This window comes from Paracoccus sp. MC1854, assembly GCF_014164635.1.
GTDB lineage: Bacteria > Pseudomonadota > Alphaproteobacteria > Rhodobacterales > Rhodobacteraceae > Paracoccus.
In genome coordinates, this window is the sequence record NZ_JACJFU010000005.1 from 19,947 (window position 1) to 37,063 (window position 17,117).

Sequence of the window (17,117 nt, forward strand, 5' to 3'; positions counted from 1 at the left end):
CGCCGCCGCGCCCTAAGGGCTGGGTGACAACAGCGCCGGCTTTCCATGCGAACCCCTCTGATTTCGATGAACCGCCGGTTTCGGCTGCACTCCGGCCCACGCAGCGGGGCGGGGGACAACCTGCTGGCGGCGGCTCTGATGGTCGCCTCGATGGCCGCCTTCGTGTTCAACGATACCGCCATCAAGCTCGTCACCCAGACCCTGCCGCTGTCCGAGGGGATCGCGCTGCGGGGCATCGCTGTCACCGCGATCCTCTGGGTAATCGCGCAGCGGGACGGCGGGGTTGTCTGGTGGCCGAAGGGGCGACGGGATCGTCTCATGCTGTCGCTCAGGACCGTGGCCGAGGTTTCCTCGACCCTCGTCTATCTGCTGGCGCTGCAGCTCATGTCGCTCGGGCAGCTTTCGGCGGTCATGCAGGCGACGCCGCTGCTGATCATGCTGGCGGCGGCCGTCGTCTTCCGCGAGCGGCTGGGCTGGCGGCGGTTGTCGGCCGTGGGGGTCGGACTGGCCGGCGTGCTGCTGATCCTGCGCCCCGGAACCGGCGCCTTCGACGCCTCGGCGCTCCTGGCAGTGGTGGCCGTGGTCCTGATCGTGGTGCGCGACCTGGCCAGCCGCGGCTTCACCCCGGCGGTCAGGTCCAGCACCGTCGCCTTCTACGCCGCGCTTGCCGTCACCCTGGGCGCGCCGCTGACCGGAGAGCTTGGCGACTGGCGTTGGCCGACGGGCGGGGAAGTCATGGGCCTCGCGGTCTCGACCGTGTTCCTGACCATCGGCTACCTGACCGCCGTCGCGGTCATGCGGGTGGGCGAGGTCGGCTTCGTCTCGCCCTTCCGCTACTCCGCCCTGATCTTCGCCTTTCTCGTGGACCTCGCCGTCTTCGGTGTCTGGCCCGCTGGCTGGACCTGGGTGGGCGCCGGGCTGGTGGTGGCGGCCGGCCTTTATTCGATCTGGCGCGAGGCGCGGCTGCAGGACAGGTCCCGCTGATGCGGGCGCAGCTTCTGGGCCTCTGCCGCTTCTCCTATCTCGGCGGGCGGGGCTTTCAGGTCAGGCACGCTTCGATCGAGGAACGGCGGGCCTTCCTTTACGACCCCGAGCGGCTTGCCCGTCGCTGGGCATGGTTCGAGGCGGTGGCGCTTCCCGGCCTGACCGGCCAGACCGATCCCGATTACACCATCGTCATCATGACCGGCCCCGACCTGCCGCAGCCATGGCTGGGCCGGCTGCGCGAAATCGCCGCCGCCCACCCGCAGATCCGGCTGGAGCTGGTGCCGCCGATGGAACATCACCGCGTCGCCTGCGCCCGCGCGATCCATCCCCATGTGGACCCTGCAGCCGACTGGGTCGGGCAGTTCAAGCATGACGACGATGACGGGCTGGCCTTTGACTTCGTGGCCCGCGCCCGCCGCGACCTGCGGCTGCTGATGCCGATGCTGCGGCGGGACGGCCGCGCCTGGTGCGACTACATGAAGGGCGTGATCCTGAAGGCCACCGAAACCGGGATCGAAACCCTGCCGCGTCATGTTCATGCCACCGGCGTGGCGCTGGTCATCTGGCAGCGTCCGGATGCGCGGCAGACCTGCATCGACCATGAGCACTGGAAGATCGGCAGCTACATGAACGGCATGGCCGTCAATGACCGCCCGATGTTCCTGCGGACGGTGCACCACGACAGCGACTCGGGCGCCTTGGGGCCGAACTATCCCTGGTCCGACCTGCCCGCCGACCTTGCGCCCGTGGTCAGGCGCCGCTTCGGCGTGGACCTGCGCGCGCTGGACAGGGCGGCGAAGGCCGCAGCCGTGCCGGGGGCGGACCGGCCGAAATGGGGACGCTGAGCCCCGCGTCATTGACATATGCCCGCGAATCCGCATATACGCCCGGCACCCGACGCGAAAGCGGACGGGAACCCCAGAACCTCAACGGTCGGATTCGGGCACAGCCCTGATCCTCTGGAAATCTTCCCGTCCAGCCCCTGACAGGGTTCGGATGGGTTTGGCGTTTCGCGATGGGCGCGAAAAGCTGTCGAGAAGTGGCGCACCAAGCCCGGGTGCGAGTATCGCAAAGCAAGACGGGGAACCGAATGCCGACGATCCAACAGCTGATCCGCAATCCGCGGCAGCCCAAGGTGCAGCGATCCAAGTCGCAGCACCTGCAGGGAAACCCTCAGAAGCGCGGCGTCTGCACCCGCGTCTACACCACTACGCCGAAGAAGCCGAACTCGGCCATGCGGAAGGTCGCCAAGGTGCGCCTGACCAACGGGTTCGAGGTCATCAGCTACATCCCCGGCGAAAAGCACAACCTGCAGGAACACAGCGTCGTGCTGATCCGCGGCGGCCGGGTCAAGGACCTTCCGGGTGTGCGCTACCACATCCTGCGCGGTGTCCTGGATACCCAGGGCGTCAAAGATCGTCGTCAGCGTCGTTCGAAATACGGCGCCAAGCGTCCGAAGTGAGGTTCTGATCCATGTCCCGTCGTCACGCCGCTGAAAAGCGCGAAGTCCTGCCCGACGCCAAGTATGGCGATCGCGTGCTGACCAAATTCATGAACAACCTGATGGTTGACGGCAAGAAGTCCATCGCCGAGACGATCGTCTACAACGCGCTCGACCGCGTTCAGGGCCGCCTCAAGCGCGAGCCGATCGAGGTCTTCCACGAGGCGCTCGACAACGTGAAGCCTTCGGTCGAGGTGCGTTCGCGCCGCGTCGGCGGCGCCACCTACCAGGTGCCGGTCGAAGTCCGCCCGATCCGCCGCGAGGCGCTGGGCATCCGCTGGCTGATCGACGCCGCCAAGAAGCGCAACGAACACACCATGGAAGAGCGGCTCGCGGGCGAGCTGGCCGACGCGGTGAACGGCCGCGGCACCGCGGTGAAGAAGCGCGAAGACACCCACAAGATGGCCGACGCCAACAAGGCGTTCAGCCACTACCGCTGGTAAGGACCGCGCATCATGGCACGCGTTTACGCTCTCGACCACTACCGCAACTTCGGCATCATGGCCCACATCGATGCCGGCAAGACCACCACGACCGAGCGGATCCTGTTCTACACGGGCAAGAACCACAAGATGGGCGAGACGCACGAAGGCGCGTCCACCATGGACTTCATGGAACAGGAAGCCGAGCGCGGGATCACCATCTCGTCGGCTGCCACCACCACCTTCTGGCAGCGTCAGGAAGACCCGACCAGCGAAGGCACGTCGGAAACCAAGTACCGCTTCAACATCATCGACACCCCCGGCCACGTGGACTTCACCATCGAGGTCGAGCGTTCGCTGGCGGTGCTTGACGGCGCGATCTGCCTGCTGGACGCCAACGCCGGCGTCGAGCCGCAGACCGAGACCGTCTGGCGTCAGGCCGACCGCTATGAAGTTCCGCGGATCGTGTTCGTCAACAAGATGGACAAGATCGGCGCCGACTTCTTCAAATGCGTCCAGATGATCAAGGACCGCACTGGCGGCACTCCCTGCCCGATCGCCCTGCCGATCGGCGCCGAGGACAAGCTGGAAGGCATCGTCGACCTGATCAAGATGGAAGAATGGATCTGGAAGGGCGAGGATCTTGGCGCAAGCTGGGTCCGCCAGCCGGTCCGGGATGAGCTGAAGGACGTCGCAGAGGAATGGCGCGGCAAGATGATCGAACTCGCCGTCGAACAGGACGACGAGGCGATGGAAGCCTATCTCGAAGGCAACGAACCCGACGAGGAGACGCTGCGCCGCCTGATCCGCAAGGGCACGCTGGCGCTGGCCTTCTTCCCGGTCACCGCCGGATCGGCCTTCAAGAACAAGGGCGTCCAGCCGCTGCTGAACGCGGTCATCGACTTCCTGCCGGCGCCGGTCGACGTGCCGCCGCTGATGGGCTTTGCCCCCGATGACGAGACAGAAACCCGCAACATCGAACGCAAGGCCGATGACGCGGCACCCTTCTCGGCGCTGGCGTTCAAGATCATGAACGACCCCTTCGTCGGCTCGCTGACCTTCACGCGCATCTATTCCGGCGCGCTGAAGAAGGGCGACGCGATGCTGAACGCGACCAAGGGCAAGCGCGAGCGTGTCGGCCGGATGATGCTGATGCACGCCATCCAGCGCGAAGAGATCGACGAGGCGTTCGCCGGCGACATCATCGCGCTGGCGGGCCTGAAGGACACCACGACGGGCGACACGCTCTGCGATCCGGCGAAGCCCGTGGTCCTGGAAACCATGACCTTCCCCGAGCCGGTGATCGAGATCGCCGTCGAGCCGAAGTCGAAGGCCGACCAGGAAAAGATGGGCCTCGCCCTTCAGCGCCTGTCGGCCGAGGACCCGTCCTTCCGCGTCGAGACCGACATCGAGTCGGGCCAGACCATCATGAAGGGTATGGGCGAACTTCACCTCGACATCCTCGTCGACCGCATGAAGCGCGAGTTCAAGGTCGAGGCGAATATCGGCGCCCCGCAGGTGGCCTACCGCGAGACCATCTCGACCGAGGCCGAGATCGACTACACCCACAAGAAGCAGACCGGCGGCACGGGCCAGTTCGCCCGCGTCAAGCTGGTCATCACTCCGACCGAACCGGGCGAGGGCTACTCCTTCGAGTCGAAGATCGTGGGCGGCGCGGTGCCGAAGGAATACGTTCCCGGCGTCGAGAAGGGCATCAAGTCGGTCATGGACTCGGGTCCGCTGGCGGGCTTCCCGGTGATCGACTTCAAGGTCGCGCTGATCGACGGCGCCTTCCACGACGTCGACTCCTCGGTCCTGGCCTTCGAGATCGCATCCCGTGCGGCCATGCGCGAGGGCCTGAAGAAGGCGGGCGCCAAGCTGCTGGAGCCGATCATGAAGGTCGAAGTGGTGACGCCCGACGAATACACAGGCTCGATCATCGGTGATCTGACCAGCCGCCGCGGCATGGTGCGTGGCCAGGATACCCGCGGCAATGCCAACGTCATCGACGCGATGGTGCCACTGGCCAACATGTTCGGCTACATCAACAACCTGCGTTCGATGTCCTCGGGCCGCGCGGTGTTCACGATGCAGTTCGACCATTACGAGGCCGTGCCGCAGAACATCTCGGACGAGATCCAGAAGAAATACGCCTGATGCTGCAGGGCGGGGTGAAAGCCCCGCCCGCCTTCACCTGACATACAAGGAGATCTTTGCGATGGCAAAGGCAAAATTCGAGCGCAACAAGCCGCACGTCAACATCGGGACGATCGGGCATGTTGACCACGGCAAGACGACGCTGACGGCGGCGATCACGCGGTATTTCGGCGACTTCAAGGGCTACGACCAGATCGACAACGCCCCCGAGGAGAAGGCGCGCGGGATCACCATCTCGACCACGCATGTGGAATACGAGACCGAGTCCCGCCACTACGCCCATGTGGACTGCCCCGGCCACGCCGACTACGTGAAGAACATGATCACGGGTGCGGCGCAGATGGACGGCGCGATCCTGGTGGTGAACGCGGCCGACGGCCCGATGCCGCAGACGCGCGAACACATTCTGCTCGGCCGCCAGGTCGGCATCCCCTACATGGTGGTCTACCTGAACAAGGTCGACCAGGTGGATGACGAGGAGCTGCTGGAGCTGGTCGAGATGGAGGTGCGCGAGCTGCTCTCCTCCTACGACTATCCCGGCGACGACATCCCGATCGTCAAGGGTTCGGCGCTGGCGGCGCTGGAAGGCCGCGACCCCGAGATCGGCGAGAACTCGATCAAGGCGCTGCTGGCGGCGGTGGACGCCTATATCCCGACGCCGGAACGCGCCATCGACCAGCCCTTCCTGATGCCGATCGAGGACGTGTTCTCGATCTCGGGCCGCGGCACGGTTGTGACCGGCCGGGTCGAGCGCGGGGCGGTGAACGTCGGCGACGAGCTTGAGATCGTCGGCATCCGCCCGACCAAGAAGACGATCTGCACCGGCGTCGAGATGTTCCGCAAGCTGCTGGACCGCGGCGAGGCGGGCGACAACATCGGCGCGCTGCTGCGCGGCGTGGACCGCGACGGGGTGGAACGTGGCCAAGTGCTGTGCAAGCCGGGTTCGGTGAAGCCGCACACCAAGTTCGAGGCCGAGGCCTATATCCTGACCAAGGAGGAAGGCGGCCGCCACACGCCGTTCTTCGCCAACTACCGCCCGCAGTTCTACTTCCGCACCACCGACGTGACCGGGACCGTCAAGCTGCCCGAGGGCACCGAGATGGTGATGCCGGGCGACAACCTGAAGTTCGAGGTGGAACTGATCGCGCCGATCGCGATGGAAGAGAAGCTGCGCTTCGCCATCCGCGAGGGCGGCCGCACCGTCGGCGCCGGCGTGGTCTCGAAGATCCTCGAGTGATCTGAAGCATGGTGCTGCAAGAGAGTGGCCCGTCCCGAAGGGGCGGGCTTTGAATTACTACTTTTAGCTAATTCTATTTAGCCATTTCGGTATACTCAAGTTGATACCCGGAAATGTTTGCCTCGTACAGTTTGACGTTTGCTTTGCGGCAGATGTTCAGCAACTTGGGTAGATGCCTTTTTCTCTCAAACCGCACCCCTATCGTCACACCTGCTACAGTTAGCGGATCGTCGAAATGCACCAGTCCGATCTTAGGGGAAAGCAGCCGCCACTCCCGTTCTTCGCCCCACCTAAGCGTCTTAGTGGAAAGGGCCAACCTAGCTTTTTCTGTGTCCGGCATTCGATCGTTTAAGAAAACAGGCGGAACATCATCGTATGTGACGCGAACTAGCTCAATGTCATTCGGCGTGGATCTTACAAGCCGTTTAAAGCGGTAGGAAATAGTTATTCCGTGAAATTCCCCCGCGTAGTGAGCCCACATCGTTTCGCTCGCACGGCATTCGGAGAAGCTGGCTATTCCGATAGAATCTCGTTCTGCTAGGATGCTGGCCATCCGGCTGCTTTTTCGCGATGATTTCTCGAAGATGGCGCTTTCCCGATGGGTGCCCTCCATAGGGTCATTCAAATTTTTAAATCCCCCGCAGTAGATCTCACTTCTCAATACACAGTTAAATTCCCTCTCCCAATTGTCATCGTTAATTGGCCTGTATCTGTATAATAATTGCGGATATGCGTAGCGTGTCACTTTCCCCATCGGCAAACTTCGTTCCTATTTTGACGACGCTAGACCAAGGGAAATTGTGTAGCAATGTTCTGTTGACACCCGCCCCCGCACCCCTCATAAGCTTCCATCGCTACCGGTCACGCAGAATCGGTTGCATCTGACAGGGCCGCCCGTTATGGGGGCGGCCTTGCAGTTTTTCTAAGGTCCGATGCTGGCGCCGTATGGTGCGACGTCAGCCTCTCGACTGAAATCCCCGACCGAGGGATGCTTTGATGCAAAGCCAGACCATCCGTATCCGGCTCAAGGCGTTCGATTATCGCGTGCTGGACGCCAGCACCGCCGAGATCGTGAACACCGCCAAGCGGACCGGCGCGACCATTCGTGGCCCGATCCCGCTGCCGAACAAGATCGAGAAATTCACCGTCCTGCGTGGTCCGCACATCGACAAGAAGTCGCGCGACCAGTGGGAAATCCGCACGCACAAGCGGCTTCTGGACATCGTCGATCCGACGCCCCAGACCGTTGACGCCCTGATGAAGCTCGACCTCGCCGCCGGCGTGGACGTCGAGATCAAGGTCTGAGGGGGATCGTCATGCGGACTGGTGTTATCGCCAAGAAACTGGGCATGACCCGGCTGTTCCTCGAGGACGGTCGTCAGGTGCCCGTCACCGTGCTGCAGCTGGACAACCTTCAGGTGGTCGCGCAGCGCACCGCCGGGCAGGACGGCTACACCGCGCTTCAACTGGGCGCAGGCGACGCGAAGCCGAAGAACGTGACAGCGCCCATGCGCGGTCACTTCGCCAAAGCCAGTGTCGCGCCCAAGCGCAAGATTGCCGAGTTCCGGGTGTCCGAGGACAACCTGGTCCCCGTGGGCGAGGAAATCATCGCCGCCCATTACTTCGCGGGTCAGTTCGTGGACATCGCGGGCACCTCGATCGGCAAGGGCTTTGCCGGTGCGATGAAGCGGCACAACTTCGGCGGGTTGCGCGCCTCGCACGGCGTGTCGGTCAGCCACCGCTCGCACGGGTCCACCGGCCAGTGTCAGGACCCCGGCAAGGTGTTCAAGGGCAAGAAGATGGCGGGCCATCTGGGCGCGGTGCGCGTCACCACCCAGAACCTGCAGGTCGTCCGCACCGACGCTGACCGTGGCCTCATCATGGTCAAGGGCTCGGTTCCCGGTTCCAAGGGCGGCTGGGTCACGATCAAGGACGCCGTGAAGAAGCCGCAGGCCGAGAACACGATCTACCCGGCCGCGCTGCGGTCGGCCGAGCGTGAGGCCAAGCGTCTGGCCGAGGAAGCCGCCGCCCAGGCCGCTGCCGAGGAAGAAGCCGCGCGTCAGGCCGCGCTTGAGGCCGAAGCCGCCGCGCAGGAAGCCGCGCTGGCCGAAGCTCAGGCCTCGATCGCCGAGGGCGACAGCGCTGCCCCCGAAGGAGACGAGAGCAAATGAAACTCGACGTGATTTCGCTTTCCTCGGGCAAGGCCGGGGACATCGAACTGCCCGACGACATCTTCGGGCTGGAGCCGCGCGCGGACATCCTGCAGCGTGTCGTCCGCTGGCAGCGGGCGAAGGCTCAGGCTGGAACCCATGCCACGCTGGGCAAGTCGGACGTCAGCTATTCGACCAAGAAGATCTATCGCCAGAAGGGCACGGGCGGCGCGCGCCACGGCTCGCGCAAGGCGCCGATCTTCCGCAAGGGTGGCGTCTACAAGGGTCCGACCCCGCGCAGCCACGCCTTCGACCTGCCCAAGAAGGTGCGCGCCCTCGGCCTGCGCCACGCGCTGTCGGCGAAAGCCTCGCGCGGCAAGCTGGTCGTGCTGGAGAACCTGGACCTGGCCGACGCCAAGACCTCAGTCCTGGCCAAGGCGGTCAGGGAGCAGGGCTGGAAGCGCGTCCTGGTCATCGACGGTGCCCAGGTGAACGAGAACTTCGCCCGCGCCGCCCGCAACCTGGAAGGCGTGGATATCCTGCCCTCGATGGGCGCCAACGTCTATGACATCCTCAAGCGCGACACGCTGGTGATCACGCGCGCGGGTGTCGAGGCGCTGCAGGCCCGGCTGAACGGCGCGCAGGCTGCCGCCGCCGATCAAGGAGCGACCGTGTGATGGCTGCGAAACCCGAACATTACGACGTGATCGTCAAGCCGATCATCACCGAGAAGGCGACGATGGCGGGCGAGCTTGCCAATGCCGTCACCTTCGAGGTGCAGAAATCGGCCAGCAAGCCGCAGATCAAGGATGCCGTCGAGGCGCTGTTCAACGTCAAGGTCAAGGCGGTCAACACCGTTTTGACCAAGGGCAAGACCAAGCGCTTCCGCGGCCGCCCCGGCGTCCGCTCGGACGTCAAGAAGGCCTATGTGATGCTCGAGGCTGGCAACAGCATCGACGTGAACACCGGCCTCTGATAAGGGCAACGACTCTGCGGCCCTCGGGATTCTCGGGGGCCGCGGTGCTTTTCGACTGAAACGGACCTTTGGTCCAAGGCAAACGGAAGACAGAAACCATGGCACTCAAGTCGTATAAACCGACGACGCCTGGCCAGCGCGGGCTGGTACTGATCGACCGTTCGGAGCTTTGGAAAGGCCGCCCCGTCAAGACCCTCACCGAAGGTTTGACCAAGACGGGCGGCCGGAACAACACCGGACGGATCACGATGTGGCACAAGGGCGGCGGGGCCAAGCGGCTTTACCGCGTCGTCGATTTCCGCCGCACCAAGCTGGACGTCGCCGCCACCGTGGAACGGATCGAATACGACCCGAACCGCACTGCCTTCATCGCGCTGATCCGCTATGAGGATGGCGAGCAGGCCTATATCCTTGCCCCGCAGCGTCTGGCTGTCGGCGACAAGGTTTTGGCCGCGCGCAAGGCGGACATCAAGCCGGGCAATGCGATGCCCTTCAGCGGCATGCCGATCGGCACGATCGTCCACAACGTGGAGCTGAAGCCCGGCAAAGGCGGCCAACTGGCCCGTTCCGCCGGCACCTACGCGCAGTTCGTGGGACGCGATGGCGGCTATGCGCAGATCCGCCTGTCCTCGGGCGAACTGCGGCTGGTGCGTCAGGAATGCATGGCGACCATCGGCGCCGTGTCGAACCCTGACCATTCCAACCAGAACTTCGGCAAGGCTGGCCGGATGCGGCATCTGGGCGTCCGCCCGACCGTTCGCGGCGTTGCCATGAACCCAATCGACCACCCGCATGGTGGTGGTGAGGGCCGGACTTCGGGCGGCCGTCACCCTGTGACCCCCTGGGGCAAGCCTACGAAGGGCAAGCGCACTCGTTCCAACAAGTCGACCGACAAGTACATTCTGCGGTCGCGCCACGCCAAGAAGAAGGGGCGCTGATCCATGTCACGTTCTGTTTGGAAAGGCCCGTTCGTCGACGCCTATGTCCTGCGCAAGGCCGAAAAGGCGCGCGACTCGGGTCGGTCCGAGGTCATCAAGATCTGGTCGCGCCGTTCGACCATCCTGCCGCAATTCGTCGGCCTGACCTTCGGCGTCTACAACGGGCACAAGCATATCCCCGTGAACGTCAGCGAGGAAATGATCGGCCAGAAGTTCGGTGAATATTCGCCGACGCGGACCTATTACGGTCATGCGGCCGACAAGAAAGCGAAAAGGAAGTAAACCGTCATGGGTAAGGAAAACAATCCGCGCCGCGTGGCGGACAATGAGGCGATGGCGAAGACCAAGATGCTTCGCACCTCGCCGCAGAAGCTGAACCTCGTCGCCGCCATGATCCGCGGCAAGAAGGTGGAAAAGGCTCTGGCCGATCTCACCTTCTCGAAGCGCCGCATCGCGGGCGACGTGAAGAAATGCCTGCAGTCGGCCATCGCCAATGCCGAGAACAACCACAACCTGGACGTCGACCAACTGGTCGTCGCCGAAGCCTGGGTCGGCAAGAACATGGTGCTGAAGCGGGGCCGTCCGCGCGCCCGTGGCCGGTTCGGCAAGATCATGAAGCCGTTCTCGGAAATCACCATCATGGTGCGCGAGATCGACGCAGCGGCCGAGGCCGCGAAGAAGGCGGCGAAGTCGCAGAAGCGCACGGCGTCGAACCGTCAGGCCGAAGTCACCGCCACCCCCGAAGCCGCTGCCGAGGAGCTCGCGTAATGGGTCAGAAGGTCAATCCCATCGGGTTCCGCCTGCAGGTCAACCGCACCTGGGACAGCCGCTGGTTCGCCGAAAGCAAGGACTTCGGCAACCTGCTGCTCGAGGACGTCAAGATCCGCGAGTTCATCCACGATGAAGCCAAGCAGGCCGGCGTCAGCCGTGTCATCATCGAGCGTCCGCATCGCAAGTGCCGCGTGACGATCCATGCCGCCCGTCCGGGCGTCATCATCGGCCGCAAAGGCGCCGACATCGAGACGCTGCGCAAGAAGCTGGCGAACTTCACCGACTCGGAACTGCACCTCAACATCGTCGAGGTCCGCAAGCCCGAGCTGGATGCCCAGTTGGTGGCCGAATCGATCGCCCAGCAGCTTGAACGCCGGGTGTCGTTCCGCCGCGCCATGAAGCGCGCGGTGCAGAACTCGATGCGCATGGGAGCTCTCGGCATCCGCGTCAACGTCGCCGGCCGCCTGGGCGGCGCCGAGATCGCGCGGACCGAATGGTATCGTGAGGGCCGTGTGCCGCTGCACACGCTGCGCGCCGACATGGACTATGCTTTGTCCGAAGCGAAGACCCCTTACGGGATCATCGGGGTCAAGGTCTGGGTCTTCAAGGGTGAGATCATGGAACACGACCCGCAGGCGCACGACCGCCGCGCCGCCGAGGCGCAGGAAGGTCCGGCATCTCGTGGTCCGCGCCGCGACCGCGACGCGCGCTGAGGAGTAGGGAACAATGCTGCAACCGAAACGGACCAAGTTCCGCAAACAGCACAAGGGCCGCATTCACGGCGAGGCCAAGGGCGGGTTCAACCTGAACTTCGGCTCCTATGCGCTGAAGGCGACGGAACCCGAGCGCGTCACCGCGCGCCAGATCGAGGCGGCCCGCCGCGCGATCACCCGTCACATGAAGCGCCAGGGCCGCGTCTGGATCCGAATCTTCCCGGACGTGCCGGTGTCGTCGAAGCCGACCGAAGTGCGGATGGGCAAGGGCAAGGGCTCGGTCGATTTCTGGGCCGCCCGCGTCCACCCCGGTCGGATCATGTTCGAGATCGACGGCGTCGAGGACGAGGTGGCCCGCGAGGCGCTGCGCCTCGGCGCGATGAAGCTGCCGGTGCTTAGCCGGATCGTGCATCGCGAAGATTGGTGATCGGTGCGTGTGAACCACGCACCCTGCGACTACGAGAAGCCCTGCCGGAAACGGCGGGGCTTTGCATTGGAGGGACCAGGCTGGCGCTCAAGCTTGTTGCCGCTCTGCTGATCATGTCCGGCGCGGTGTGGATCTCAACATCGCGGCACGGCGAAGTTTCTGCGGACTGCCGAAACGCACAGAGCTCCGTGAATGACGATCCGAACGATCGGGTCTTTCTTGGCTGGATTGCCTCCTGCGCGAAATAGCACAGGTCCGGGGCGCATCTTTGCTTGCCGCCAAGGCAAATATCGCGTATGCGCAGGCTTTCATCTCTAACTCCACCGGGAATCAGGGTGGCCCAGGCGACTGGGGCCCTCCGGTGATGTTGAAAGGAACGGGCGCATGAAAGCGCAGGAACTGAAAGACAAGACGCCCGAGCAGCTGCGCGAGCAGCTGGTCGCGCTGAAGAAGGAGGCGTTCAACCTCCGCTTCCAGCAGGCCACTGGCCAGATTGAATCGACCGCCCGGATGCGCACCGTCCGCAAGGACGTGGCCCGCGTGCTGACCGTCATGAACCAGAAGGCCGCCGACGCGGCCGCGTCGAACTGAGGAGCGGCCCATGCCCAAACGCATCCTGCAAGGCCGCGTCACCAGCGACAAGAACGAACAGACCGTCACCGTCCTGGTCGAGCGCCGTTTCAAGCACCCCGTGCTGCACAAGATCGTCCGCTCGTCCAAGAAGTACCGGGCGCATGACGCCAACAACACCTACAAGGTCGGCGATACCGTGCGCATCATCGAATGCGCGCCGATGTCCAAGACCAAGCGCTGGACCGTCCTCATGAACGAGACGGCAGCCGAGGCCGTTCAGGCCTGAGGAACAACGGCGGGCCGCCCGGCCCGTTGATATAGCGAAACCCTGGGGCCGGGACTGCAACCGGTCCCCAAAGGTCGGGAGCAAACCATGATCCAGATGCAGACCAACCTGGATGTTGCTGACAACTCCGGCGCTCGCCGGGTGCAGTGCATCAAGGTTCTGGGCGGATCGCACCGGCGCTATGCGTCGGTCGGCGACATCATCGTCGTCTCCGTCAAGGAAGCCATTCCGCGCGGCCGCGTGAAGAAGGGCGACGTCCGCAAGGCCGTCGTCGTGCGCACCGCCAAGGAAGTGAAGCGCGAGGACGGCACCTCGATCCGTTTCGACGCGAATGCCGCCGTCATCCTGAACAACCAGGGCGAACCGGTCGGCACCCGCATCTTCGGGCCGGTCGTGCGCGAGCTGCGCGCCAAGAACTTCATGAAGATCATCTCGCTTGCGCCGGAGGTGCTGTAATGGCCGCCAAGCTCAAGAAGGGTGACCGCGTCGTCGTTCTGGCCGGCAAGGACAAGGGAAAGACCGGCGAGATCACGCAGGTGATGCCCAAGGACAACAAGGCGGTCGTGGACGGCGTGAACATCGTGCTGCGCCACACCCGCCAGTCGCAGACCTCGCCCGGCGGCCGCGTTCCAAAGAACATGCCGATCGACCTGTCGAACCTCGCGCTGACGGACGCCAACGGCAAACCGACCCGCGTCGGCTTCCGCATGGAAGGCGACCGCAAGGTCCGCTTCGCCAAGACCACGGGAGACGTGATCTGATGCTGGATCAAGCGACCTATACCCCGCGGCTCAAGGCGGAATACCGCGACCGCATCCGTGCCGCTCTGAAGGAAGAGTTCGGCTACAAGAACGACATGCAGATCCCGCGCCTGGACAAGATCGTCCTGAACATGGGCGTGGGCGAGGCGGTCAAGGACACCAAGAAGGTCAAGCAGGCCGCCGAGGAACTGTCCCTGATCGCCGGCCAGAAGGCCGTCATCACCCATGCCAAGAAGTCGATCGCCGGCTTCCGCGTGCGGGAAGAAATGCCTCTGGGCTGCAAGGTCACGCTGCGCGGCGACCGCATGTATGAATTCTTGGACCGCCTGATCAACATCGCGCTGCCCCGCGTCCGCGACTTCCGCGGCGTCAAGGGTTCGTCGTTTGACGGCCGCGGCAACTATGCCATGGGTCTCAAGGAACAGATCGTGTTCCCCGAGATCGAGTTCGACAAGGTCGACGAAGTGCTGGGGATGGACATCATCATCACCACCAATGCGAAGACCGATGCCGAGGCGAAGGCGCTGCTGAAGCACTTCAACATGCCGTTCAACAGCTGATCGCGCGAGGAAGAACGATATGGCAAAGAAATCCATGATCGAACGTCAGAAGAAGCGCGAGCGGATGGTGGCCCAGTATGCCCCCAAGCGCGCGGCTCTGAACGAAATCATCAACGACCAGTCGAAACCGATGGAAGAGCGCTTCAAGGCCACGCTGAAGCTGGCCGAGCTGCCGCGCAACTCATCGCCGACCCGGCTGAAGAACCGCTGCGAACTGACGGGCCGCCCGCGCGCCTATTATCGCAAGCTGAAGGTATCGCGGATCATGCTGCGCGAACTCGGTTCGTTCGGCCAGATCCCCGGCCTCGTGAAGTCGAGCTGGTAAGGGAGAGGCACAGATGTCGATGAACGATCCGCTCGGCGATATGCTGACCCGCATCCGCAACGCTCAGATGCGCGGGAAATCCACCGTCCGCACCCCGGCCAGCAAGCTGCGCGCCTGGGTCCTGGATGTGCTGAAGGCCGAGGGCTACATCCGCGGCTATGAAGAGGTGACGACCGACGCCGGTCACACCGAAATCGAGATCAGCCTGAAATACTACGAGGGCACCCCGGTGATCCGCGAGTTGGCTCGCGTCTCCAAGCCTGGCCGCCGCGTCTATGCCGGCGCCAAGGCCCTGCCGCAGGTCCGCAACGGCCTCGGCGTCTCGATCGTGTCCACGCCCAAGGGCGTCATGACGGATGCAGCGGCTCGCAACGCCAATGTCGGCGGCGAAGTCCTCTGCACCGTGTTCTAAAGGGGGGGCAGGATGTCTCGGATTGGTAAGAAGCCGGTCGAACTGCCCTCGGGCGTGACGGCCGAAGTCAGGGGCCAGACCATCTCGGTCAAGGGTCCCAAAGGCACGCGGACCTTCACCGCGACGGATGACGTGGACCTGGTCCTGGACGGCAGCACCGTTTCGGTGAAGCCGCGCGGGCTGTCCAAGCGCGCCCGCCAGCAGTGGGGGATGTCGCGGTCGATGGTGGAAAACCTCGTCACCGGCGTGACCACGGGCTTCAAGCGCGAGCTTGAGATCCAGGGCGTCGGCTACCGGGCCTCGATGCAGGGCAAGACCCTGAAGCTGGCGCTCGGCTACAGCCACGACGTCATCTTCGAGGCGCCGGAAGGCGTCTCGGTGAACGCGCCGAAGCAGACGGAGATCGTGGTCGAGGGCATCGACCAGCAGGTCGTCGGCCAGGTCGCCGCCAACATCCGCGGATGGCGGAAACCCGAGCCCTACAAGGGCAAGGGCATCCGCTACAAGGGTGAGCAGGTCTTCCGCAAGGAAGGCAAGAAGAAGTAAGGATCGCGCAAATGGCACTGAACAAGAGAGAGCTGTTCCAGAAGCGCCGCCTGCGCGTTCGGAACAAACTGCGCGAGATGTCCGCTGGACGTCCGCGCCTGTCCGTCCACCGCTCGTCGAAGAACATCAGCGTCCAGCTGATCGACGACGCGCAGGGCGTGACGCTGGCTTCCGCCTCGACCCTGGAAAAGGATCTGGGCTTGGTCGGCAAGAACAACGTCGAGGCTGCGGCCAAGATCGGCGCGGCCATCGCGGAACGCGCGAAGGCGAATGGTGTCGAGGCGGTCGTGTTCGATCGCGGCGGCTTCCTGTTCCACGGCAAGATCAAGGCGCTTGCCGACGCGGCCCGCGAAGGCGGTCTGAAGTTCTAAGCGACTGCGGGTGGCGGTGACGCCACCCCGATGATCCGGGAGCCCTTCGGCTCACCTGGATCGGATCAACCGGCGCGGACCCTGCGCCAGAATGCAAGGGATGCCTCATGGCAGAACGTGATAACCGCGGGGGTCGCCGCGACGACCGCCGGGACCGGGACGAAACCCCGGAATTCGCCGATCGTCTGGTTGCGATCAACCGCGTGTCGAAGACCGTCAAGGGCGGCAAGCGCTTCGGCTTCGCCGCACTGGTCGTCGTCGGTGACCAGCGGGGCCGCGTCGGCTTCGGCAAGGGCAAGGCCAAGGAAGTGCCGGAAGCCATCCGCAAGGCGACCGAGCAGGCCAAGCGCGGTCTGATCCGCGTGCCGCTGCGCGACGGCCGCACGCTGCACCACGACATCGAGGGCCGCCACGGCGCGGGCCGCGTCGTGATGCGGACGGCCGTTCCGGGGACCGGCATCATCGCCGGCGGCCCGATGCGGGCCGTCTTCGAGATGCTGGGCGTGCAGGACGTCGTGGCCAAGTCGCTGGGGTCGCAGAACCCCTACAACATGATCCGCGCCACCCTCGACGGCCTGAAAGCCGAGGCCTCGCCACGTTCGGTGGCGCAGCGCCGCGGCAAGAAGGTCGCCGAGATCCTGCCCTCGCAGGACGCGAAACCCGCCCAAGCCGAGGCCGAACCGGCCATGGCCGAAGCCTGAGGAGAAGCGAGATGGCAACCATCGTCGTCAAGCAGATCGGCTCGCCGATCCGCCGTCCCAAGGAACAGCGCGCGACGCTGAAGGGTCTTGGGCTGAACAAGATGCACCGCACCCGCGAATTGGAGGACACCCCTGCGATCCGCGGCATGGTGAACGCGATCCCGCATCTGGCGAAGATCGTCGAGGAAAAGAACTGATCGACAAGGCCGGGGTTTGCCCCGGCCTTTTCCTTTGATCGCGGGGTCTTACCCCGAGGACAAGGGAACCGATCCCCGGGGTTCCGGCGTTTCGCCACAGCAAAGG

At 64.4% G+C, this 17,117-nt stretch carries 26 protein-coding genes and 1 pseudogene; 26 read left to right on the forward strand and 1 reads right to left on the reverse strand.

Going from position 1 to position 17,117, the window contains the following annotated elements:
- Window positions 1-66: 66 nt before the first annotated feature.
- The 6 genes from H5395_RS05700 (at window position 67) to tuf (ending at window position 6,304) form a co-directional block, all read left to right on the forward strand.
- Window positions 67-984: a DMT family transporter gene (locus H5395_RS05700; protein WP_234450759.1), complete on the forward strand. Its 918-nt coding sequence runs from the start codon at window positions 67-69 to the stop codon at window positions 982-984.
- Complete coding sequence (locus tag H5395_RS05705) at window positions 984-1,832, forward strand: glycosyltransferase (protein WP_182791571.1); 849 nt, start codon at window positions 984-986, stop codon at window positions 1,830-1,832. Before H5395_RS05700 ends, H5395_RS05705 begins: the two co-directional genes overlap by 1 nt.
- 245 nt (window positions 1,833-2,077) lie before the next feature.
- Window positions 2,078-2,449 carry a 30S ribosomal protein S12 gene (gene rpsL, locus H5395_RS05710; RefSeq protein WP_036707536.1) on the forward strand — a complete coding sequence of 124 codons (372 nt, stop codon included), beginning with the start codon at window positions 2,078-2,080 and terminating at the stop codon, window positions 2,447-2,449.
- An 11-nt stretch (window positions 2,450-2,460) separates the two neighbouring features.
- Window positions 2,461-2,931, forward strand: a complete 471-nt coding sequence (rpsG, locus tag H5395_RS05715) for a 30S ribosomal protein S7 (protein WP_182791572.1) — start codon at window positions 2,461-2,463, stop codon at window positions 2,929-2,931.
- Window positions 2,932-2,943: 12 nt separating this feature from the next.
- Complete coding sequence (fusA, locus tag H5395_RS05720; protein WP_182791573.1) at window positions 2,944-5,067, forward strand: elongation factor G; 2,124 nt, start codon at window positions 2,944-2,946, stop codon at window positions 5,065-5,067.
- Window positions 5,068-5,128: 61 nt separating this feature from the next.
- Window positions 5,129-6,304: an elongation factor Tu gene (gene tuf, locus H5395_RS05725; protein ID WP_182791574.1), complete on the forward strand. Its 1,176-nt coding sequence runs from the start codon at window positions 5,129-5,131 to the stop codon at window positions 6,302-6,304.
- A 73-nt stretch (window positions 6,305-6,377) separates the two neighbouring features.
- Here tuf and H5395_RS05730 read toward each other — a convergent pair whose 3' ends face one another.
- On the reverse strand, window positions 6,378-6,917 hold the full coding sequence (locus tag H5395_RS05730) for a DUF2971 domain-containing protein (RefSeq protein WP_182791575.1): 540 nt from the start codon (window positions 6,915-6,917) through the stop codon (window positions 6,378-6,380).
- A 383-nt stretch (window positions 6,918-7,300) separates the two neighbouring features.
- Between H5395_RS05730 and rpsJ the strand changes: the two genes are divergently transcribed.
- The 20 genes and pseudogenes from rpsJ (at window position 7,301) to rpmD (ending at window position 17,011) form a co-directional block, all read left to right on the forward strand.
- Window positions 7,301-7,609, forward strand: coding sequence for a 30S ribosomal protein S10 (rpsJ, locus tag H5395_RS05735; protein ID WP_182791576.1), 309 nt, complete (start codon window positions 7,301-7,303; stop codon window positions 7,607-7,609).
- 11 nt (window positions 7,610-7,620) lie between these two features.
- Complete coding sequence (gene rplC, locus H5395_RS05740; protein ID WP_182791577.1) at window positions 7,621-8,475, forward strand: 50S ribosomal protein L3; 855 nt, start codon at window positions 7,621-7,623, stop codon at window positions 8,473-8,475.
- Entirely contained in the window at window positions 8,472-9,131 is a 660-nt protein-coding gene (rplD, locus tag H5395_RS05745; RefSeq protein WP_182791578.1) for a 50S ribosomal protein L4, read from the forward strand. The genes rplC and rplD overlap by 4 nt, the downstream gene beginning before the upstream one ends.
- A complete protein-coding gene (locus H5395_RS05750; protein WP_182791579.1) occupies window positions 9,131-9,430 on the forward strand; it encodes a 50S ribosomal protein L23 in 300 nt (99 codons plus the stop codon). Before rplD ends, H5395_RS05750 begins: the two co-directional genes overlap by 1 nt.
- Before the next feature lie 98 nt (window positions 9,431-9,528).
- Window positions 9,529-10,368 carry a 50S ribosomal protein L2 gene (gene rplB, locus H5395_RS05755; protein WP_182791580.1) on the forward strand — a complete coding sequence of 280 codons (840 nt, stop codon included), beginning with the start codon at window positions 9,529-9,531 and terminating at the stop codon, window positions 10,366-10,368.
- A 3-nt stretch (window positions 10,369-10,371) separates the two neighbouring features.
- Entirely contained in the window at window positions 10,372-10,650 is a 279-nt protein-coding gene (gene rpsS, locus H5395_RS05760) for a 30S ribosomal protein S19 (protein WP_182791581.1), read from the forward strand.
- A 6-nt stretch (window positions 10,651-10,656) separates the two neighbouring features.
- Window positions 10,657-11,034 (forward strand): annotated as a pseudogene (gene rplV, locus H5395_RS05765) (50S ribosomal protein L22); the annotation flags it as partial.
- A 101-nt stretch (window positions 11,035-11,135) separates the two neighbouring features.
- Window positions 11,136-11,852, forward strand: coding sequence for a 30S ribosomal protein S3 (gene rpsC / locus H5395_RS05770; protein ID WP_182791583.1), 717 nt, complete (start codon window positions 11,136-11,138; stop codon window positions 11,850-11,852).
- Between the two features lie 13 nt (window positions 11,853-11,865).
- Window positions 11,866-12,279, forward strand: a complete 414-nt coding sequence (gene rplP, locus H5395_RS05775; protein ID WP_182791584.1) for a 50S ribosomal protein L16 — start codon at window positions 11,866-11,868, stop codon at window positions 12,277-12,279.
- 384 nt (window positions 12,280-12,663) lie between these two features.
- Window positions 12,664-12,870, forward strand: coding sequence for a 50S ribosomal protein L29 (gene rpmC / locus H5395_RS05780; protein ID WP_182791585.1), 207 nt, complete (start codon window positions 12,664-12,666; stop codon window positions 12,868-12,870).
- Window positions 12,871-12,880: 10 nt separating this feature from the next.
- Window positions 12,881-13,138 (forward strand): 30S ribosomal protein S17, encoded by a 258-nt coding sequence (gene rpsQ / locus H5395_RS05785; RefSeq protein WP_182791586.1) that lies wholly within the window; start codon window positions 12,881-12,883, stop codon window positions 13,136-13,138.
- A gap of 87 nt (window positions 13,139-13,225) precedes the next feature.
- Window positions 13,226-13,594 carry a 50S ribosomal protein L14 gene (gene rplN, locus H5395_RS05790; RefSeq protein WP_036717337.1) on the forward strand — a complete coding sequence of 123 codons (369 nt, stop codon included), beginning with the start codon at window positions 13,226-13,228 and terminating at the stop codon, window positions 13,592-13,594.
- Window positions 13,594-13,899 (forward strand): 50S ribosomal protein L24, encoded by a 306-nt coding sequence (rplX, locus tag H5395_RS05795; RefSeq protein WP_182791587.1) that lies wholly within the window; start codon window positions 13,594-13,596, stop codon window positions 13,897-13,899. Before rplN ends, rplX begins: the two co-directional genes overlap by 1 nt.
- Window positions 13,899-14,459: a 50S ribosomal protein L5 gene (gene rplE / locus H5395_RS05800; protein ID WP_182791588.1), complete on the forward strand. Its 561-nt coding sequence runs from the start codon at window positions 13,899-13,901 to the stop codon at window positions 14,457-14,459. The genes rplX and rplE overlap by 1 nt, the downstream gene beginning before the upstream one ends.
- 19 nt (window positions 14,460-14,478) lie before the next feature.
- Window positions 14,479-14,784, forward strand: coding sequence for a 30S ribosomal protein S14 (rpsN, locus tag H5395_RS05805; protein ID WP_182791589.1), 306 nt, complete (start codon window positions 14,479-14,481; stop codon window positions 14,782-14,784).
- 13 nt (window positions 14,785-14,797) lie between these two features.
- Entirely contained in the window at window positions 14,798-15,196 is a 399-nt protein-coding gene (gene rpsH, locus H5395_RS05810; protein ID WP_182791590.1) for a 30S ribosomal protein S8, read from the forward strand.
- A gap of 12 nt (window positions 15,197-15,208) precedes the next feature.
- Complete coding sequence (gene rplF, locus H5395_RS05815; protein WP_182791591.1) at window positions 15,209-15,742, forward strand: 50S ribosomal protein L6; 534 nt, start codon at window positions 15,209-15,211, stop codon at window positions 15,740-15,742.
- 11 nt (window positions 15,743-15,753) lie between these two features.
- Window positions 15,754-16,113, forward strand: a complete 360-nt coding sequence (gene rplR, locus H5395_RS05820; RefSeq protein ID WP_182791592.1) for a 50S ribosomal protein L18 — start codon at window positions 15,754-15,756, stop codon at window positions 16,111-16,113.
- A 107-nt stretch (window positions 16,114-16,220) separates the two neighbouring features.
- Window positions 16,221-16,814 carry a 30S ribosomal protein S5 gene (rpsE, locus tag H5395_RS05825; RefSeq protein ID WP_182791593.1) on the forward strand — a complete coding sequence of 198 codons (594 nt, stop codon included), beginning with the start codon at window positions 16,221-16,223 and terminating at the stop codon, window positions 16,812-16,814.
- Between the two features lie 11 nt (window positions 16,815-16,825).
- The gene (rpmD, locus tag H5395_RS05830) at window positions 16,826-17,011 is read left to right on the forward strand and encodes a 50S ribosomal protein L30 (RefSeq protein WP_182791594.1); all 186 of its coding nucleotides are present in this window, start codon (window positions 16,826-16,828) and stop codon (window positions 17,009-17,011) included.
- Window positions 17,012-17,117: the final 106 nt, after the last annotated feature.

What these genes read in the sequence shown, in the direction of transcription:
- rpmC (WP_182791585.1), top strand. Translation starts at nt 12,664, where the DNA reads ATGAAAGCGCAGGAACTGAAAGACAAGACGCCCGAGCAGCTGCGCGAG.
- rpmD (WP_182791594.1), top strand. Translation starts at nt 16,826, where the DNA reads ATGGCAACCATCGTCGTCAAGCAGATCGGCTCGCCGATCCGCCGTCCC.
- rpsH (WP_182791590.1), top strand. Translation starts at nt 14,798, where the DNA reads ATGTCGATGAACGATCCGCTCGGCGATATGCTGACCCGCATCCGCAAC.
- rplD (WP_182791578.1), top strand. Translation starts at nt 8,472, where the DNA reads ATGAAACTCGACGTGATTTCGCTTTCCTCGGGCAAGGCCGGGGACATC.
- H5395_RS05700 (WP_234450759.1), top strand. Translation starts at nt 67, where the DNA reads ATGAACCGCCGGTTTCGGCTGCACTCCGGCCCACGCAGCGGGGCGGGG.
- rpsN (WP_182791589.1), top strand. Translation starts at nt 14,479, where the DNA reads ATGGCAAAGAAATCCATGATCGAACGTCAGAAGAAGCGCGAGCGGATG.
- rpsE (WP_182791593.1), top strand. Translation starts at nt 16,221, where the DNA reads ATGGCAGAACGTGATAACCGCGGGGGTCGCCGCGACGACCGCCGGGAC.
- rpsQ (WP_182791586.1), top strand. Translation starts at nt 12,881, where the DNA reads ATGCCCAAACGCATCCTGCAAGGCCGCGTCACCAGCGACAAGAACGAA.
- rplC (WP_182791577.1), top strand. Translation starts at nt 7,621, where the DNA reads ATGCGGACTGGTGTTATCGCCAAGAAACTGGGCATGACCCGGCTGTTC.
- H5395_RS05730 (WP_182791575.1), bottom strand. Translation starts at nt 6,917, where the DNA reads ATGGAGGGCACCCATCGGGAAAGCGCCATCTTCGAGAAATCATCGCGA.
- rplE (WP_182791588.1), top strand. Translation starts at nt 13,899, where the DNA reads ATGCTGGATCAAGCGACCTATACCCCGCGGCTCAAGGCGGAATACCGC.
- rpsL (WP_036707536.1), top strand. Translation starts at nt 2,078, where the DNA reads ATGCCGACGATCCAACAGCTGATCCGCAATCCGCGGCAGCCCAAGGTG.
- fusA (WP_182791573.1), top strand. Translation starts at nt 2,944, where the DNA reads ATGGCACGCGTTTACGCTCTCGACCACTACCGCAACTTCGGCATCATG.
- rplX (WP_182791587.1), top strand. Translation starts at nt 13,594, where the DNA reads ATGGCCGCCAAGCTCAAGAAGGGTGACCGCGTCGTCGTTCTGGCCGGC.
- rpsJ (WP_182791576.1), top strand. Translation starts at nt 7,301, where the DNA reads ATGCAAAGCCAGACCATCCGTATCCGGCTCAAGGCGTTCGATTATCGC.
- rpsG (WP_182791572.1), top strand. Translation starts at nt 2,461, where the DNA reads ATGTCCCGTCGTCACGCCGCTGAAAAGCGCGAAGTCCTGCCCGACGCC.
- H5395_RS05750 (WP_182791579.1), top strand. Translation starts at nt 9,131, where the DNA reads ATGGCTGCGAAACCCGAACATTACGACGTGATCGTCAAGCCGATCATC.
- rplP (WP_182791584.1), top strand. Translation starts at nt 11,866, where the DNA reads ATGCTGCAACCGAAACGGACCAAGTTCCGCAAACAGCACAAGGGCCGC.
- rplB (WP_182791580.1), top strand. Translation starts at nt 9,529, where the DNA reads ATGGCACTCAAGTCGTATAAACCGACGACGCCTGGCCAGCGCGGGCTG.
- rpsS (WP_182791581.1), top strand. Translation starts at nt 10,372, where the DNA reads ATGTCACGTTCTGTTTGGAAAGGCCCGTTCGTCGACGCCTATGTCCTG.
- H5395_RS05705 (WP_182791571.1), top strand. Translation starts at nt 984, where the DNA reads ATGCGGGCGCAGCTTCTGGGCCTCTGCCGCTTCTCCTATCTCGGCGGG.
- rplR (WP_182791592.1), top strand. Translation starts at nt 15,754, where the DNA reads ATGGCACTGAACAAGAGAGAGCTGTTCCAGAAGCGCCGCCTGCGCGTT.
- tuf (WP_182791574.1), top strand. Translation starts at nt 5,129, where the DNA reads ATGGCAAAGGCAAAATTCGAGCGCAACAAGCCGCACGTCAACATCGGG.
- rplN (WP_036717337.1), top strand. Translation starts at nt 13,226, where the DNA reads ATGATCCAGATGCAGACCAACCTGGATGTTGCTGACAACTCCGGCGCT.
- rpsC (WP_182791583.1), top strand. Translation starts at nt 11,136, where the DNA reads ATGGGTCAGAAGGTCAATCCCATCGGGTTCCGCCTGCAGGTCAACCGC.
- rplF (WP_182791591.1), top strand. Translation starts at nt 15,209, where the DNA reads ATGTCTCGGATTGGTAAGAAGCCGGTCGAACTGCCCTCGGGCGTGACG.